The 16513-nt window shown below is 65.6% G+C and carries 16 protein-coding genes; 1 reads left to right on the top strand and 15 read right to left on the bottom strand.

The window, feature by feature from the left end; all coding sequences use genetic code 11:
* Nucleotides 1-32: 32 nt before the first annotated feature.
* From M0D67_RS21615 to M0D67_RS21550, 14 genes are all read right to left on the bottom strand, one after another.
* Entirely contained in the window at nt 33-1064 is a 1032-nt protein-coding gene (locus M0D67_RS21615; RefSeq protein WP_266239591.1) for an EscU/YscU/HrcU family type III secretion system export apparatus switch protein, read from the bottom strand.
* Between the two features lie 7 nt (nt 1065-1071).
* On the bottom strand, nt 1072-1875 hold the full coding sequence (gene sctT / locus M0D67_RS21610; RefSeq protein WP_266239590.1) for a type III secretion system export apparatus subunit SctT: 804 nt from the start codon (nt 1873-1875) through the stop codon (nt 1072-1074).
* Nucleotides 1869-2438 (bottom strand): hypothetical protein, encoded by a 570-nt coding sequence (locus M0D67_RS21605; protein WP_266239589.1) that lies wholly within the window; start codon nt 2436-2438, stop codon nt 1869-1871. The genes sctT and M0D67_RS21605 overlap by 7 nt, the downstream gene beginning before the upstream one ends.
* Entirely contained in the window at nt 2431-3840 is a 1410-nt protein-coding gene (locus M0D67_RS21600; RefSeq protein ID WP_171926937.1) for a FliI/YscN family ATPase, read from the bottom strand. Before M0D67_RS21600 ends, M0D67_RS21605 begins: the two co-directional genes overlap by 8 nt.
* On the bottom strand, nt 3837-4466 hold the full coding sequence (gene sctL / locus M0D67_RS21595) for a type III secretion system stator protein SctL (RefSeq protein WP_154559488.1): 630 nt from the start codon (nt 4464-4466) through the stop codon (nt 3837-3839). Before sctL ends, M0D67_RS21600 begins: the two co-directional genes overlap by 4 nt.
* Nucleotides 4448-5137, bottom strand: a complete 690-nt coding sequence (locus M0D67_RS21590) for a SctK family type III secretion system sorting platform protein (protein WP_308112586.1) — start codon at nt 5135-5137, stop codon at nt 4448-4450. Before M0D67_RS21590 ends, sctL begins: the two co-directional genes overlap by 19 nt.
* Before the next feature lie 98 nt (nt 5138-5235).
* Nucleotides 5236-6111: a type III secretion system inner membrane ring lipoprotein SctJ gene (gene sctJ, locus M0D67_RS21585; protein WP_154559490.1), complete on the bottom strand. Its 876-nt coding sequence runs from the start codon at nt 6109-6111 to the stop codon at nt 5236-5238.
* Between the two features lie 48 nt (nt 6112-6159).
* Nucleotides 6160-6669 carry a hypothetical protein gene (locus M0D67_RS21580; RefSeq protein ID WP_154559491.1) on the bottom strand — a complete coding sequence of 170 codons (510 nt, stop codon included), beginning with the start codon at nt 6667-6669 and terminating at the stop codon, nt 6160-6162.
* Nucleotides 6670-6769: 100 nt separating this feature from the next.
* Nucleotides 6770-6976, bottom strand: a complete 207-nt coding sequence (locus M0D67_RS21575) for a hypothetical protein (RefSeq protein WP_154559492.1) — start codon at nt 6974-6976, stop codon at nt 6770-6772.
* 166 nt (nt 6977-7142) lie between these two features.
* Nucleotides 7143-8522 (bottom strand): type III secretion system inner membrane ring subunit SctD, encoded by a 1380-nt coding sequence (gene sctD / locus M0D67_RS21570; RefSeq protein ID WP_266239588.1) that lies wholly within the window; start codon nt 8520-8522, stop codon nt 7143-7145.
* Nucleotides 8503-10545, bottom strand: coding sequence for a type III secretion system outer membrane ring subunit SctC (gene sctC / locus M0D67_RS21565; RefSeq protein ID WP_266239587.1), 2043 nt, complete (start codon nt 10543-10545; stop codon nt 8503-8505). Before sctC ends, sctD begins: the two co-directional genes overlap by 20 nt.
* Entirely contained in the window at nt 10545-10823 is a 279-nt protein-coding gene (gene sctS / locus M0D67_RS21560; protein ID WP_154559495.1) for a type III secretion system export apparatus subunit SctS, read from the bottom strand. Before sctS ends, sctC begins: the two co-directional genes overlap by 1 nt.
* Nucleotides 10823-13030, bottom strand: coding sequence for a type III secretion system export apparatus subunit SctV (gene sctV, locus M0D67_RS21555; RefSeq protein WP_266239586.1), 2208 nt, complete (start codon nt 13028-13030; stop codon nt 10823-10825). The genes sctS and sctV overlap by 1 nt, the downstream gene beginning before the upstream one ends.
* A 484-nt stretch (nt 13031-13514) precedes the next feature.
* Nucleotides 13515-14306, bottom strand: a complete 792-nt coding sequence (locus M0D67_RS21550; RefSeq protein WP_266239633.1) for an autoinducer binding domain-containing protein — start codon at nt 14304-14306, stop codon at nt 13515-13517.
* Nucleotides 14307-14608: 302 nt separating this feature from the next.
* Here M0D67_RS21550 and M0D67_RS21545 point away from each other — a divergent pair, with 302 nt between their 5' ends.
* Entirely contained in the window at nt 14609-15472 is an 864-nt protein-coding gene (locus M0D67_RS21545; protein ID WP_233464796.1) for a LuxR family transcriptional regulator, read from the top strand.
* Nucleotides 15473-15578: 106 nt separating this feature from the next.
* On the opposite strand, the gene M0D67_RS21540 is transcribed toward M0D67_RS21545, so the two are convergent.
* The gene (locus tag M0D67_RS21540) at nt 15579-16484 is read right to left on the bottom strand and encodes a LysR family transcriptional regulator (protein ID WP_171926935.1); all 906 of its coding nucleotides are present in this window, start codon (nt 16482-16484) and stop codon (nt 15579-15581) included.
* Between the last annotated feature and the right edge of the window lie 29 nt (nt 16485-16513).

The following is a 16513-nucleotide window of genomic DNA, read 5'->3' as shown; positions in this document are numbered from 1 at the left end:
AGCTTCAGTCGCCCGCCGCACGGCGCGCCCTTTCATCCCGCCCCGCGCGCCCACTTCAATAGCCGCGCCACTTCATCGAAATGGCGCTGCGCAATCGTGCCGTTCTCCGGCGTCGATTCATACAACGCATGCGCCAGCCCGACATTGGCAAGCGTCGGGCGCAGCGCCGCGTGCGCGAGCTTCACGATGCGCTCGGCGACCTCGCCTTCGCCGCGCGCGAGCACCCAGGGCAACGTGCCGAGTCCCGAGTAGTAAAGCGCAACCGCGACGCGCGACGAATACACCACCACCGCCGCATACTCGATCCGGTCGCCGAGCGAGCGCAACTGCACCTCGCGCGCGAGTTGCCGGCGCATCGCCTGCACGTGCGGGTCGCCCTCTTCTTCCTTGTATTCGCGCCGCACTTCCTCGATCGACATCTTCATCTTCTGGTTGTGCTCGTGCCGCTGGTGCACGATGTCGATCAGCGCCATCACGATGTAGATCAGCGCCGCCCAGCCGAGCAGCAGCAACAGCAGGTGCATGACGAGTACGAGGATCGACAGCGGCCGCGTGAAGCCCGACTGCACGGCCGGATCGAGCGACGCATAGATCAGCCAGCCGAGCGTCGCGCCAAGCAGCAGGGTCTTCACCGCCATCTTCGCCAGGTTGACGAGATTGCGCATCGACCACATGTTCTTGAGGCCTTCGGCAGGATTGAGCCGCCCAAGCGACGGCACGAGCTTGCTCCACGCCATCACGCCGCCCACTTGCACGAGGCCCGCGAGGACCGCGAGCAGCACGCCCGCGAGCACGATCTCGATCGAGGCGATCATCCAGTCGCGCGCCGCCGCGTGGCCGAGCGCCACCATCCGCACGCCCGGATCGGGCGCCCCCACCGCGTCGAAAACGAGCGCAAAGAGGCGCTGCACGCGCCCGAACAGATCGCCTAAGCCTCCCGCCACCGCCGCGCCCACGCCGATGAACATCGCGGTCGAAATCGTCTCGGCGCTCTTCGGCACGTCGCCGCGTTCGCGGGCTTCGCGCTGGCGCTTCGCGGTGGGCTGCTGGGTCTTTTCCGCCATCGCGTGCTCAGTGCGGATTGGCCATCAAGCTCTGCAGCAGTTCGAGCATGCCGTTCTCCGGACTCAGCAGGCCATGCAGCGAGGTGTACACGAGCGGCAGGAACAGCACCATCATCAGGAAGGCCAGCGTGCTCTTCAACGGCTGCGAAAACACGAACACGTTCAGTTGCGGCACCGCGCGCCCAATCAGACCGATACCGAATTCGACCAGCACCAGCACGATCACGATCGGCGCGGCGAGCTTCACCAGCCACGTAAAGATGGCGTCGGTCTGACGCACCACGAAGGTGGACAACACAGCAGACCAGTCCGGTCCGAGTGCGCCGATCGGCCACCACACATACGACTGCGCGAACAGCCGCACGAGCGACTGCAGCCCGCCCGCCGTCACGAACAGCGTCAGCGCGACGAAGTTCAGAAAACCCGACGTGGGTCCCCCCTCATGGCCGCCCATTGGATCGAAGAACGAAGCGTTGCCGCTACCCGTCTGGAAGTCGATCAGGTAGCCGACGCTCTGGATCGCGAACAGCACGGCGCTGAATGCGCCCGCGAGCAGCACGCCGACCACCGCCTCCTTGGCGACGAGCATGCACCACAGCAGGAACGGCATGCTGACAATCTGTGCCGCGTCGATCGCCGGCGCGACGAACGCGGCGATCACGACCGCAAGGCCGTTGCGCACGAGGCCCGTCACGATCTCCTCGTTGAACACGGGCACGATCAGCATGATCGGCAAGAGACGCGGCATCACGTACATGAGCGGCCGCAGGCTGCCGGCGATATCGTTGAAATCCTGCACCTGCGCTAGCATCGGCCACCCGGGCGCGGATAGGGAGCGGGGGCGCCGTTGTCGTTGGCCTCTGCTTCGTCCTGCTCGAGCGCGTGCTGCGCGCCGAAGCGGCGCACCGCGAAGCCGTCGGCGACTTCGTCCGCGAGCTGTTCGGTGCGCGCAGCAAGCGAGCGCGTATGGCGCTCGCCGGCTTTCTCCAGCTTGTCCTCAGCGGCTTTCGCGCGGCGCGCCGCATGCTGCAGTTGCGCGAGCTGCACTTCGTTGCCGTCGTGATGTGTCCTCGCGTCGGCGAGCGAGCGGTTGGCCGCGCCGATCTGCACGTTCGCCGACCGCGCATCGACAGCCGCATCCTGCAAGGTGCGCGCCGACGCTTCGCGCGCGCCGACAGCCGCGAGCCGCTGCTGGATCGCGGCCTTCTCCTCGATTTGCCGAGTCAGGCCGTCTTGCGCCTGTACGAGCGCGCGCCGGCTCTCTGCCGCGATGCCCTGCTGCCTGGCCGCCGCGACGCGCGCAAGCTGGCTGCGCATTTCGCGCACCCGGCGCAGCCGCGCGAGCGTGGTCAGGATTTCCTGGTCGTCAGGCATGGTCGTTCGCCAGTTTGATGAGCCTCGCGAGGGTCTCCTCGAAACGGATGTCCTCGCTCCCCGTCTGCATGCAGAACGCGCCGAGCAGGTCGCGCGCGCGCAACGCCAGATCGCCTAGACGGTCGCTGCCTTCGCGGTATTCGCCGATCTGCACGAGCAGTTCGATCTCCTGATATTTCGCGAGCAGTTCGCGCACACGCGCCGCGCCCATCTGATGCGCGCGCGACGCGACGAGCGGCATCACGCGCGACAGGCTCGCAAGCACGTCGATCGCCGGATAGCGGTTGGCGAGCGCGATCTTGCGCGACAGCACGATATGACCGTCGAGGATCGAGCGCACTTCCTCGGCGATCGGATCGGACTCCTCGTCGCCTTCGACAAGCACCGTATACAGCGCCGTGATCGAGCCGCGCTCGCCCTGCCCCGCACGCTCGAGCAGACGCGGCAACACGGCGAAGGTGGAGGGCGGAAAACTGCGCCGCGTCGGCGGCTCGCCGGACGCGAGGCCGACTTCGCGCTGCGCGCGCGCAAAGCGCGTGAGCGAATCGACGAGCAGCAGCACGCGCTGGCCCTCGTCGCGAAAGTACTCGGCGATCGCGGTGGCGACAAGCGCCGACTTGACACGTTCCATCGCGGGCCGGTCGGAAGTCGACACGACGACGATCGAGCGCGCGCGCACCTCCGACGAAAGGCTGTGTTCGATGAATTCGCGCACCTCCCGCCCGCGCTCGCCGACCAGCGCGATCACGTTCACGTCCGCTTGCGCGCCCCGCGCGATCATCCCCAGGAGCGTGCTCTTGCCGACACCGGACGGCGCGAAGATGCCGACCCGCTGGCCGACGCCGAGCGTCATCAGGCCGTCGATCACGCGCACGCCGGTCGCGAACGGCGTGTCGATCATCTGCCGCGCGAGCGGATTCGGCGGATTCTGCTGCGTCGATACCCAGACGGCGCCGGCCACGGGTCCGCGGCCGTCGAGCGGCTGGCCGAGCCCGTCGAGCACGCGCCCGAACAGCCCCCGGCCCACCGCGAACACATGCTCGCGGCCGGACGGCACGACCGTTGTCTCGGGCGACAAACCGGCCACCTCGCCAAGCGGCGTGAGCAAAGTCGTCTGCCTGGAGAAGCCGACCACCTCGGCGAGCAAGGTCGGCTGGTTCGGCGTGCGCAGCTCGCAAATTTCACCGAGCCGCGCGCGGATGCCGGTCGCGTTCAGAATCTGCCCGACCGCGTGATTCACCCGCCCTTGCACCGAAACCGGCGAGAAAAACGCGAGCCCCGCATCCAGCTCGCCGACCAACCGGCCGCGATCGAGCGCTTCGCCGCCTGCCGACGGGTCGGCTTCGTCGACGGGGTCATCGACGTCCGGCCGTGGCGCAGCGCCGAAGCGGAATTCGCTCATCGCGCGGCGCCCCCGAGCGGCTCGCGGCGAATCGCCTGGCGTAGCGCATCGATCTGCAATTCGAGGCTCGCGTCGATACGTCCGGAGGGCGTTTCGACCATGCACGCCGCGCTCGCCAGATCCTTGTCTTCGACAATGCGGATTTTCTGCGTGCGCTCGTGGCCGGCAAAGGCGCTCGCCAGCGCTTCTTCCATCTCGTCGTGGCGGCCGGGCGCCACATGCACGATCAGAAACGGCTCGTCGCGCACCAGCGGCGCGATCCGTTCGAGCGCCGCCGCATGGAGGCGCGCCACCGGCATCTCGCCGACGATCGCGCGCACCGCCTTCACGACGATCTCGGCCATCGCGTCTTTCATGGATTCCATGGTCTGCGCGGCGGCGAGCGCCTGGCTATACGACTGCGCCGCGGACGCCTTCTGCGCGCGGCGCACGCCTTCCTCATAGCCGGCGGCCTGCCGCGCTTCATATTCGCGCTGCGCAGCCGCGACGATGCGCTCGGCCTCCGTGCGCGCCGTGGCGATGACCGCGGACGCATCGAGGAGCGTCGCGTATTCGCGCTCTTTCAGCACCTTGCGCTCGGACAACAATTGCAGGTTGTCGCTCGTAATCAGAAAAGCCAGTCCCATGCGTTAAGCCTCTCGGGAATCAGGAACAGAAACACCAGTTCGCCGACCATGTCGCGCTGCGCGTGATTCAGCAGATACGGCGCCTGGCTGTCGATCGCACGATTGAATTTCAGGCGCGCCCGGGCGTCTACCGGCACGCCTGCCGCGGCAATGAAATCGGCGAGCAGGCGACCGCCGCGCGCGCGGATCGTCGGCGGCAGCGCGGCGGGGTCGGCGCGCCAGGGTTCGAGCGTTTCGCCGAGCGCATCGAACGCGGGTGCGCGTTCGAGCGTCAGGTCGAGCGCGTCCGCACCGAATCGCGCCGCCACCTCGGCACGCACGCGGCGCACGCTCAGCGCCTCGCGCAACCACGCACGATGCAGCAGCAAGCCCGCGTAGGCGGCCAGTTGTTCGAGCGCCGCGCCCGGCAACAGCGCAAGCCGCGCCACCGGGCTCGCCACGTTGAAGTCGTAGTGCCCGGCCACGCCGGCCGCGTCGAGCAGATGCCGCGCGATCAGCCGGCGCCCGGCAACGCCGAACGCCGTCAGTTGGCGATACGCGGCCGGCCATGCATCGGGCACGCGCGTGACGTGTAGATAGGTGTCCGGACGCAGGTTGAATTCGCAGACCATCCGATAGAACGGCACGCGCTGCGGCGGCGCAGGCGCGTCGAGCATCTGCGTCCATGGCATGGCACTGGCGGCGGCGAAATCCATCAGTGTTTCGCCTCACACGAGCGGCGCCTGATAGCGAGCGGCGGCAATGCGCGCGGGCGTTTCATGATTCAGCCTCAGGTGCCGGACTCTCGCGTGCCGTCCGACGCGCGAACGCGAGCGGCAGTGCCGCGCGCTGCGCCGGCCCGCGCGACGCCGCCGCCCAGCAGCGATGCCAGCCCGCGACCGAATGCACCGCGCCGCGCGCCAACGAGCACCACCATCGCGAGCGTCAGCAGGATCAGCGCGAACACGAGCCAGCCGAGCGGCGAGCGCAGCCGCACGATGTCGTTGAGCGCGCTGCCGACGCCGTCAGCGCGTACCGGCCGCGCATCGGCCGGCTGCAGGAACAGCGACACGTTGTCGTATTGCAGCCCTTCAATGCTGTGCGCGACCAGATCCTTGACCATGGGCGCCATCGCGCGCAGATCGACCCCGGATTTATAGCGGATGTACACCGCCGCCGACGAAGGCTTGATCTTGTCGGCCAGCGGATCGTTCTCCGGAATCACGACCTGCACGTGCGCGACCACCACGCCCTCAATATCCTGCAGCGTGCGCGACAGATCCTGCGACACGCCGTATAGATAGCGCACGCGTTCCTCGGCAGGCGTGGAAACCAGCCCCTGCTTCTGGAACAGCTCGCCGAGACTCGCATAGTTCGGCTTCGGCAAGCCTTGCGCGTGCAGCACCGTCAGCGCGGCATGCAGATCGCCGTCGTCGACAGTGAGCTGCCAGGCCTGCTTATCCGAAGCGTCGCGCGCGTCGTTTTCCTTCTCTGCCGGAATACCCGCATCGCCCAGCACCGACAGCATCTGGTTGGCATCGGCTTCGGAAAGCCCGGAATATAGTTCGCGCTGGCAGCCCGCGAGCAGCAGGACCGCGCACACGAGCACAAGCCGGGCAAGCGGACGCGCCGCGCGAGTCCGCCGGGTCGGTTGGAAATTCGTCATCGCTTGGCTGGGCTCATCGAGCCGCTGTCATGGGTGATGTGTCATTCGTCATTCCTGATTCTTCAGAATCGAATGCGAAAAGCCGTTCGCCGCCTGCGCGACCGACATGCTCAGTTGATACTCGGCGATCGTGGTAGACGCGGACCACTGGAAGTCCATCATCTGCGCCATCTCCATCAGCGGGTCCTGACCGAGCTTCGGCATCGACGTCAGCATCTGTTCGCGATGCTTCTCGATGCCCGCGTAGCGCTGATCGAGATCGTTGCCGTACGTGCGCAGGCGCTCCGCGAGCGACGAGCGGCTCGCTTCGGCAGGCCTCATCTGCACGCCGGGGAGTGCATTCGACGCGCTGTGCAGTTGCACCGACTGGATCGCGGAGGCCGGTTGTGTTGCCGCCGGCGATGTCGGTGAGACCGGCGAGCTTGCCGCCTGCGACTGCTCGGGTTTCCCCATCAGCGTGTCGAAATGTTTCACGTGAGCCGGGTCGCCCGCGCCGTTCGTCTGCGTGGCGCTGGTGAGCGCCGCCGCACCCGGCGGCGCGACCCCTGGGACTGTCATGATCTGCTCCTTCAAGAAATCACTGCGCGCTGCGGGCAAGCCAGCCGCCTCGTGCGTGCGCACGCACGCTGGTCGTCGGACCGGCGGCCGGCGCCCGCTTTCATGCGCGACCGGCCGAGCCGATGTGCTGCGCAGCTTGCGCGGCTGCGGTGCCGGCCTGTGCGGTCACAGCCGTCGAGGTCTGGAACGTGGCTGTCGATTGCTGCACCTGGAAGTTGATTTCGGTCAGCTTCGTTTGCTCGTCCATGAGCTGGTTGGCCTGGTTCTGGACATCGCCGGTCGAAACCGGATTGCTAGACGTACCCATTTGCTGCTCCTTCACTCGGTAGTTGAAAACACCGGCCACCGACATGTGTCGGCGCACCGGTCCCGCCTGCCGTCGCGACGAATGCGGCGGCCTGCGTCCTGGTGAGCCCGGCTGTGCGGGGCACACTGCCCCTGACACACCGTGCCATGCAAAAAATGCGTTGCTGCTACCTGGCCGGCGACGCCGCCGGCACCGCTGCCGATGCCGATGCCGATGCCGACAACTCGCCCGGACCGGCGGAATACGTCGCCGCTGCAGCCACCGAAGCCGAAGCCGGCGCCTGCCCCGCCACCGGCACCGCGATGCCCGCCGCCGCACCGCTCGCGGCAACCGCGGACGGTGGCGCGTCGGCCGCGCTGCCGCTGCCGTTGCCGCCGGCGGTGAGCGGTACCGTGATGCGCCGCCCATCGCGCTCGAACACCACGGCCTCGGGACCGATCGACGTCACGGTCAAGCCGTCCTTCATCCGCGCGCCTTCGAAATAGCGGCTGCCGTCCACTGTTTCGATGAAACGCTGATCGTCGTCCCCGGCAAATACAGTGGCGATCTCCGGCACGCCGCCCGTCCCGCCGAGCGTTGCCGTGCGGTTGTCGTGCTCGTCCGCGTAGTTAACGTGATCGACGACTTCGAGCGCGGGCCGTGCGTCCTTCACGTAGTTCTGGATGCGCTGCGCGATCTGCGCGCGCGGCGCCTCGCCAGTCACTTCGATCCGCCCGCGTCCGAGATACGACACTTTCAGCGGCGTATCACTGAAATAGGTCTGCGCAGTCGCGATCAGGTCGCCCACGATGTACACGGTGCCGAGCGCCGCGTTATCGACGCCCGCCACGATTTGCGCGACCCGGTCGCGCTCGGCCGCGCTCTTCACATAGCCGGACACGAGTTCGCCGTCGTCGCGCGCTGCGACGGCGAGCTCCGGGTACGCTCGCAGTGCCTGCTGCAAGCGGTGCACGCGGCCGAGCGGCGATTCGTGCTGCCACGGCAGGCTGCCGGACAGCGCGACGAGTCCATAGCCGAGCGCGCCGAGCAGCACGCCGACCCACAGCGCGACCAGCACCAGCACGGAGCGCCGGCTGCCGAGCCGCCGCAGCGCCTTCGCCGCCCAGCCGAGCCAGGCGGCATCGCGCGCGGGGCGCGCCTCCTCCCCGTCCGCAGGCAGCGGCACGGCGGCCTGCCCGTTGCTGGCGATACCCAGCTTGATCGAACCCACCGTCACCACGTCACCCGGCATGAACGAACGGCGCCCGGCGAGCGGCTCGTCGTTGAACAGCACAGGCGCACTGTCCGCGCCGCCGTGGTTCTGCACCGTCACCGCAAGCGCGCCGACTTGCAGGCATACCTGGCGCGCGCCGATCTCGCGATCGGGCAGGATCACTTCGCAATCCGCCGCCGTGCCGACCCAGTTGGCGCCACGCACCAGCGACATCGTGCGGCCGTACATCGGCCCACTCAGGAAGCACAGGTTCCACGGTGAGGCCACCGCGTCCTGGGGCGCCGCGCGCAGCCCTGCCGCGCCGGCATGCGCATCAAGGGTGCTCGTTTGCATTCGGCGGTCCTGCGATCGGCTTCGGCGCCTCGACGGCGGGGTCCCTCGGCGGCGGTGGTGGCGGCGGCAGCGGCGCGCCGAGCAGCGTGCCCGGCAGCGGCTTCGGCGCGAGCGGCACGATGCTGTCGTTATCCGGCGCGCGGTACATGGCAAGACCGCTCGCGTCGGGCACGCTGTCGAAACTGGGATTGACCGGCGAGCCATCGGGCGCATACATGGTCGCGTTGCTGACGATGCGCGGCGTGAGCAGATAGAAGCGTTCCGTGTGCTGGCCGTTCTTGTCCGTGTACTTGAACAGGCTGCCGATCAGCGGAATGTCCGACAGCCACGGCACGCCGCTCTTGTTGAGCTGCACCTGGTCGTTGTTGAAGCCGGCGATCAGGAGGCTCTTGCCTTCGTCGATCATCGTCTTCGTCACGATGTTGCGCTGCTGGATCACCGGCACGTTCGACACGCTCTGGTTCGGCACGATGTTGCCGTCCTGAATGTCGAGCGACATCATCACGCTTTGCGCGCTCGCGCCGCTCGCGTCATGCGTGCGGTCGTCGACGATCATCGGCGTCACCTTGATGCTCGTGCCGGTCGTCACGCTGTAGAGCGACGAATCCTGATAGCCCTGCACCTGCACGTAGAACTGCGTGAGGTTTTCGAGGATCGCCTCGGTATTGTCGAGCGCGAGCACCTTCGGCTTCGAATGCAGCTCGGCGTGGCCGGTCTGCTCCAGCGCATTGACGCGCGTGAGCAGATAGTTGCGCAGCGCGCCGCCGATCGATGCGGTCAGCGCAATGCCCGTCGGCATGAAGATGCCGGTCTGCCCGGCTTCGGTCGTGCCGGTGCCGAACGTGAGCGGCGGGTTGCCGCTGGTGCCGTACTGCGTGTTGCCGTTGAGCGGATTCTCGCCGTTGCCGATCTGGATATCGCCGTGCGTGGTATGCAGGCGCCAGTCGATGCCGAGGCTGTCGAGCGAGTTCTCGTCGATGTCGATGATTGTCACGTTGATCTCGACGATGCGCGGACGCACGTCAAGTTGATCGATCAGCACCTGATAGCGGTGCATGTTCTCAGGCAGGTCGCGCACGACGACCGCGTTGATCGCCGCGTCCGCTTCGATCTGCGGCAGCGTGTCGCCGCCGCCCGCATCGCGCAGCAGCGGCGAGCCTTCTGCGCCGCTTCCGCCTGCCGCTCCGTAGCTGCCAGAACGCACGCCGCCAGCGACATCCGGGAATTCGATGCGTGGCACGTCGATCGTCAGGCCCGAGCCGAGTTTGACCTGCCGCGCGGCTTGCCCAAGCGGCGCACCCGCGCTGCTGGCGCTCGTCCCGCCCGTCTTGCCGAAGAGCCGCCGCATCATCGTCGCCACGCCCGGGATCACGACTTCCTTGCCCGAGCGGTTGATCGTGAAGTCCGAGGCCCAGCCGTATTTCAGGCGAAACGCGCGGATGTCCGCGTTCTGACCGTTCGACGCGGGGTCGCCCACCGTGCTGACCGCCTGCCGCACCAACTCGACATAGCGACGCGGCCCAGATACGTAGACGCTGTTCGCGCGGTCGTTGATGACGAGCGCAAAGCGCTTGTCGACGATCTGCATGGTTTGCAGCGCCTGGCCGACCGCGCTCGCCGACTGCGGAGGAATCGGGATCACCTGCGTCTGTGACTGGTCGGCGGGATCGATGTAGAGAAACGAACCGTCGTAGTACCAGGTCAGGCCATAGGTCGCGCAGACGGTGTCGAGCGTTTGCTGCGGCGAGCCGGAGAAACGCCCGCTGATGGTGCCGTCGATCTTCGCATCCACGATCGCCGTGACACCTTGCGACGACGCCAGTTCGCGGATGAAATCGGCGATCCGCTTGCCGTTCGCGACGATCGTGAACGGCCGGTTGCGCCAGCGCAGGTCGGCCGCGCGCGCGGGTTGCGCAAGCGCCATGAAAAGCGAGACCGACAACAGCACGGACGCGACGAACACCGTTGCGGCGGTCTGTGCACGCCGTCGTTCGAACGATCGCGAAGCTGCACGAACGTGCATCAGGACACTCCCATGGAAAACACGAATCCCCGTTCCAGCGCCTGCTGAGCAAAGCGCAGCACCTCGCCGCCCAACCAGCCCGACAACAGCACGAGCGCGACCATCACCGCGATCAACCTCACCGCGATGCCGATGCTCGCGTCCTGCACCTGCGTCACCGCCTGCAGAATCGCCACGACGAGCCCCGTGACCGTCGCGATCGCGACGATCGGCAGTGACAGCAGCAGCACGAGCATCAGCGCCTGACGCGTGAGATCCAGAATCGTCGAGCTGGCCATCAACTGCTCCCCCGCACTTGCGCGCCTGCGCCGGCGATGCCGTTATCCGGCGGGTTCTTGACCCAGCCGACCGTATGCAATTGCACGTCCTCCTCGATCTCCTGATACGAGAGCACGGGCAGGTCCGGCAGCACCGGCTCCAGAATCGTCTTCACGTAGCGCCGCGCGCCAAGCGCAACCATGACCGCGAGACGCGCGCCTGGCTGTGTGCCCGCGGGTGTGCCGGCTTGCGTGCCCGTCAGGCCGGCCAGACTCGCGATGCCGCGCACCTGCTCGCAGATGTCCTCTTTCACATCGCTCGGCAGCGCGAGGAAGTTGCCCTGCTTCGTGCGCATCACCGCGCCCTCGACGCGCTCCTGCAGGTTCTGCTCGAACAACACCACGCGTAACTGGCGGCCCACGCCCGCGTAGCGGTCGGTGATCATGCGCCGCAGGTCGATACGCACCAGTTCCACGAGCGCGATCACGTCGTCCGGTTCGTTCGGCGCCCATGTGATGAGGCTTTCGAAAATCACCCGCAGGTTGCGGATCGGCACCTGTTCGCCAAGCAGGCGCCGCAGCACTTCGGTCACGCGCTGCAGCGGCACGAGGCGCGTCAACTCGCCGATCAGCTCCGGATGGTCGCGCCGCACCAGATGCACGAGCGCCTGCGTTTCCTGGATGCCGAGCAACTCGTCCGCGTGCTGGCGCACGATCTGCTCGACGTGCGCCGCCAGCACGGCTTCGTTGTCGAGATACCGGCCTTCGGGCGGTTCGCCGTCGGCGGTACGAATCCAGAGCGCCGTGGTGAACGGGCCGAAGGCTTCCGCGGCCTGCCGCTCGGCATCTTTGGGCAAGGGCGAGACGCCGTCCCACAGGAGCCAGCCCGGCTTCACCGCGCCGCTCGAAGCCAGCACGTCCTGCAAATAGATGCGGTAGCTCGCGGCGGGCGCCGCCTCGTCGTAGTTCAGCGTCATGCGCGGAAATACCGTGCCGACGTCGGCATCGACGCGCGCCTTCGCGCTGGCAAGCGCCGCCTGCAGGCGTGCGAGATTCAGCTCCGCGCGCAAGTCCTCTGCAAGCGTCACCGCGATCAGCGACGTCACGCCCGCATGCTGCGTGCTCTCGCTGCCGCCCGCCTCGGCCGCCTCTCCCACGCGCCCCGCGATGCTGATGAGGTTGAAGGCGGGCAGCGTCGTCTTGCGCCGCAGTTGCAGCACGGCAAAGGTCCCGAGCGCGAACGCCAGCAGCGCGAACGACCACTTCGGAAAACCTGGCACGGCGAGGAAACCGAGCAGCACGAGCGCGGCGATCAGCAGCGCGCGCGGATGTGCGCCGAGCTGCTCGCCCAGTTGTTCGCCGAGCTGGCGCTCGCGCGCATCGCGTGTGGCGACACGGGTCGTCACGATGCCGGCCGCGATCGACACCAGCAGCGACGGAATCTGCGACGCCATGCCGTCGCCGACCGTCAGGATCGCGTAACGTTGAAGCGCTTCGCCGATGCTCATGTCGTGCATCAGCGTGCCGACCGCGAGTCCGGCGACGATATTGATGAACGCGATGACAAGCCCGGCGATCGCATCGCCTTTGACGAACTTCATCGCGCCGTCCATTGCGCCATGCAGTTGCGACTCCTGCTCGAGCCGCTCGCGGCGATGCTTCGCTTCGTCGGCATTGATGATGCCGGCGCGCAGGTCCGCGTCGATACTCATCTGCTTGCCCGGCATCGCATCGAGGGAGAAACGCGCACCGACTTCGGCGACCCGCTCCGAGCCTTTGGCGATCACGATGAACTGCACGACCGCGATGACCAGAAACACGACGCCGCCGACCACCACGTTGTTGCCGACGACGAGCCGCCCGAATGCATCGATCACATGGCCCGCGTTCGCATGCAGCAGAATCAGCTTGCACGATGCGATGTTCAGCGCGAGCCGGAACAGCGTGGTGAACAGCAGCAATGCCGGAAACGACGAGAAGCTCACGGCCGAGGGCACGTAGGTTGAGACGGTCAGCAGCACGACGCTCACGGCGAGATTGAGCGAGATCATGCCGTCGAGCGCGACCTGGGGCAGCGGCAGGATGAAGAGTGCGACGACAGAAACGATGAAGGCCGCGAGAAACAGGTCGGCACGCGGCGACGCAGCGGCAAGCCGCTTGCCGGACATGCCGCGGCCAGCAGTCAACATCCGCTGCCAATCGCGCGGAAGCGCCTTCGGATAGGCCATCGTTTCTAATCGACTCCCTGTACGTATGCTGGTCGGCCGCTCAGAAACGGCGTGCCGGTGAGAGGCTGGTGCTGGGGGAATGCTTGCCTTGGCGCGTGTTTAGCATTGCTATTCGCGCATAGCCGCGGACTCTTTCTGCAGACGAGTTTACTGGGCCGGTAATCGCTATGAATACGCTCGCCTCGTAGGCGAAGTCAGTCAGCGCAACCCTTTACTACACGTTCACTACGAAACGGCGCGTGAGCTGGAAGGTTCACGTGGCCTGGTATTTGCCCACTCGTTTTTTTGTTGCTCTTTTTCTGGTCGGCCGATTTATCTACGTTATTTCGTAGTGGCCAATTAACAATGCGTCGGCCAATAGCGCATTGCGCTTTTTACGAACTCATCGGAAATAAATGACATCGGTGCAACGCAATTAACACGCTGACCGGGAATAAATGACCGAATACCCGTTTAAAAAATCAATGCCGACCGGTAAACCCCGCTATTCATCCGGGGCCCAACGCGCCGCCATATAAGCTAATTGAGCGCGATTTTCGACATTGAAAGCATTTTGCAAGATTTTAATGTGGTAATTGACCTTGTGCAGCGAGGTTTGCAGTGCGGTCGCGATCTCCTGATCCGATAGGCCTTTGACGAGCCGGTCGAGCACGGCCAGTTGCTCGTCGACCAGCGTGACGTCGCGCGCGCTACGCGAACGCGCCTCGATATAGGGCAGCGCGAACCGATGCACGGTCAGGCTGACAGCAAGCGCTGCGCCCATCACGCGGTCGTCGATCCAGTCGGTATCGTGCGCCTCCGACGTGAGACTCACCGCGACCCGCAAGTCCCTGCGCGGCGCCGACAAGCCGAAGATCACGCCGCTATTCATCCCGTGCGCGCGTAAGCTTGCTGAAAGCACGGCCACCTGACGATCCGCTCCGGCGGCCATTTCCGCTTCGAACCGGTCCACCCGCCAGGCGACCGGAAAACCGCTTTGCCGCACAGCCATGAAACGTGGATCGACTTCGTAGAGGAGGTCTTCCATGTACGGTTGAATGAACGAAGCCGGCGTCAGTTCGCGCATCAGGTACGCGCGCAATACGCGCCTGCCGATCATTTCGAACGCTATGTAATTCAAAGTGCTGAAGCCCACCTGTCTGAGCCGGTGATGGCATCCGGCAAGATCGGCTGCGCGGCTTCCGGCATCCGCCTTGGCGTCGTGCTGTTGAGAATATGCAAGCAGGTCGGCCTGTGAAAACCATTCAAGCGCCGGGAATCCGTCATTCGGTGTCATTGGGGTTTTGCCTCGATGTATTGCCTCGTACAAGGACCCCGTACTCACGTTTTTCAGTAAGCGCCTATTCAGTCGTTTTTCTTTCGTATTATTATTACCCAATATTACTCGGGCGAACGCGATTCTGTACAATCCTTCGTTCGCTTCGTGGATGACTGCATTCTGTTGTTGTATTCGCGTCGCACGGCATCGAAAGCCATGGCTTATTCGCCACTTGCTTATTTCATGTTCGTCGCGCGCGGGATATCGATCAGAGGCCTTATATGTATAGCGTCGAAATCCGCGAGGACGAGCCAGTCGCCATGCCTCGTTCCTGTTCGTCTCATCGATTGCAGGAGATCGCGCCCGCTCGCGAGCGCCTGATCGAAGTCGTCTGGTGCAACGACCCCAAGCAGGCTGTCGTCGCGCAAAAGCACGCGCCGCGGCTTGGGGTGGCCACAGCGCTCGCCAGCGCGCAAAGCGCGGCCGAGCGCAACCGCATGGTCACGAGCCTGCTCAACCTCACAGGCTTTTCCACCTTCGCCTACTTCGCCCTCGAAATCACACGCGAGCGTGTCGAACGGCTCTTCCTGCACGAAGCATTCGTGCCCGTGACCTATCGCGGCGACTATGTTCGCGAGCGTCATCACGAGATCGATCCGCGCACGCTCGGCGCACGTCTGTGCAACGTACCGATGGTGTGGGATCTGCAGAATCTGCGCCGCCAACGCGACGCGTCGGAACGCGAGGCCGCGTCGCGTGCAGCGCTCGACGGTTTCCTGCAGACCATGCAGGAAGACGGCATGTGCAGCGGCATCATGTTCGCGATGGCGATTCCCGGCACCCGCCTGCACGCGTTCATGAGCTTCACCGCGCCGCGCCGCAACCGCGACTGGATCCTCTCGACAACCATCGAACAGGCGCTGTCGATCGGGCTCTCGGTGCACAAGTTCGCCTCGCCGCAACTGATTGCGGCGGCGCGCGAGCACGCGACCGATTGGCTCACCTCGTTCGAGCGCGAACTGCTGACGGGGATCGCCGAAGGCGCCTCCGACAAGGAAATCGGCCGCCGCCTCGACACCAGCACCCACAACGTGGACTACCACTTGCGCAAGTTGCGCAAGCGCTTCGGCGTCGCGAATCGAATCGAACTCACCTACCTCACGTCGAAGCTGGAGTTGATCTAGGCGAGCCGCCGAACGACCTGGCCGTGGTGCACATAGCAACGCGGCAAAAACCGGACAGATCGGAAGGATGCGCTGGCAGGTATGCGATAAACGGATAAGCGTCCGCTTAGCTGCCGCACGCATGGATCAGGAACTGCTGGAACGCCAAAGCCGGCGCATCCAGCGTCGCGCCCTTGCGCCACAACATCCCCGCATCCATCTGCGGGATCGCATTGAGAATCGGCCGGGCATCGATCCGCTTGCCTTCCAGCGACCAGGGCCGAAACACCATGTCCGACAGGATTGTCACGCCAAAGCCATGCGCCACCAGCCCACGTAACGCCTCCATTGAACTCGTGCGAAATGCGATATTCGGCTCGACGCCGTTTTCTTTCCAGTAACGCAGCGTCGCTCGTTCGCTCTCGTCGACGGTGATGAGGATATACGGATACGCCGCAATGTCCGCGAGCGACGGTGCATTTACCTGTGCCAGCGGATGGCTCGGCGCGGTCCACAACTGACGCCGTGAACGAATCAGCACGTGATGCTGAAACCGCTTGAGATGATCCACATTCGACAGCAACGCCACGCCCAGATCGATGTCGCCGTCGAGTACGGCCTGCTCGATCTCGGGACGATCGGCGTCGCGCAGATCCAGTTCGACGTGCGGGTAGGTCGCGCGAAACCGCCCCAACAGTTCCGGCAGGAAATAACCGAGCAAGGTGTACGAGGCAGCAATACGCACCGTGCCCTTAAGGTCGTGTGAGCGAAACGGCGCCTTGTAGATCGCGTCGCGCACCGAATCGAGGATGTGACGCGCGTGATTGAGAAAGTCCTGCCCATCCGGCGTCAGCGCGACACCCTGTGGAAGGCGTTCGAAAAGCCGGGTTCCCAGCGTCTCCTCCAGCGCAAGTACCGCATTGGTAATCGCGGATTGCGACACGTGTTCGGTCGCCGCCGCCATCGAAAACTGCCCGTTTTGCGCGGCCGCAACGAAGTAACGCATCTGCCGCAACGTGACGTCTTTTGACATGTGTTTTTCGCATAGCAGGGTTCGGTATT

The sequence above is a fragment of the Paraburkholderia sp. SECH4 genome (assembly GCF_030511745.1).
In the GTDB taxonomy this organism is placed as follows: domain Bacteria; phylum Pseudomonadota; class Gammaproteobacteria; order Burkholderiales; family Burkholderiaceae; genus Paraburkholderia; species Paraburkholderia madseniana.
This window is presented reverse-complemented; position numbering and strand designations above follow the sequence as displayed.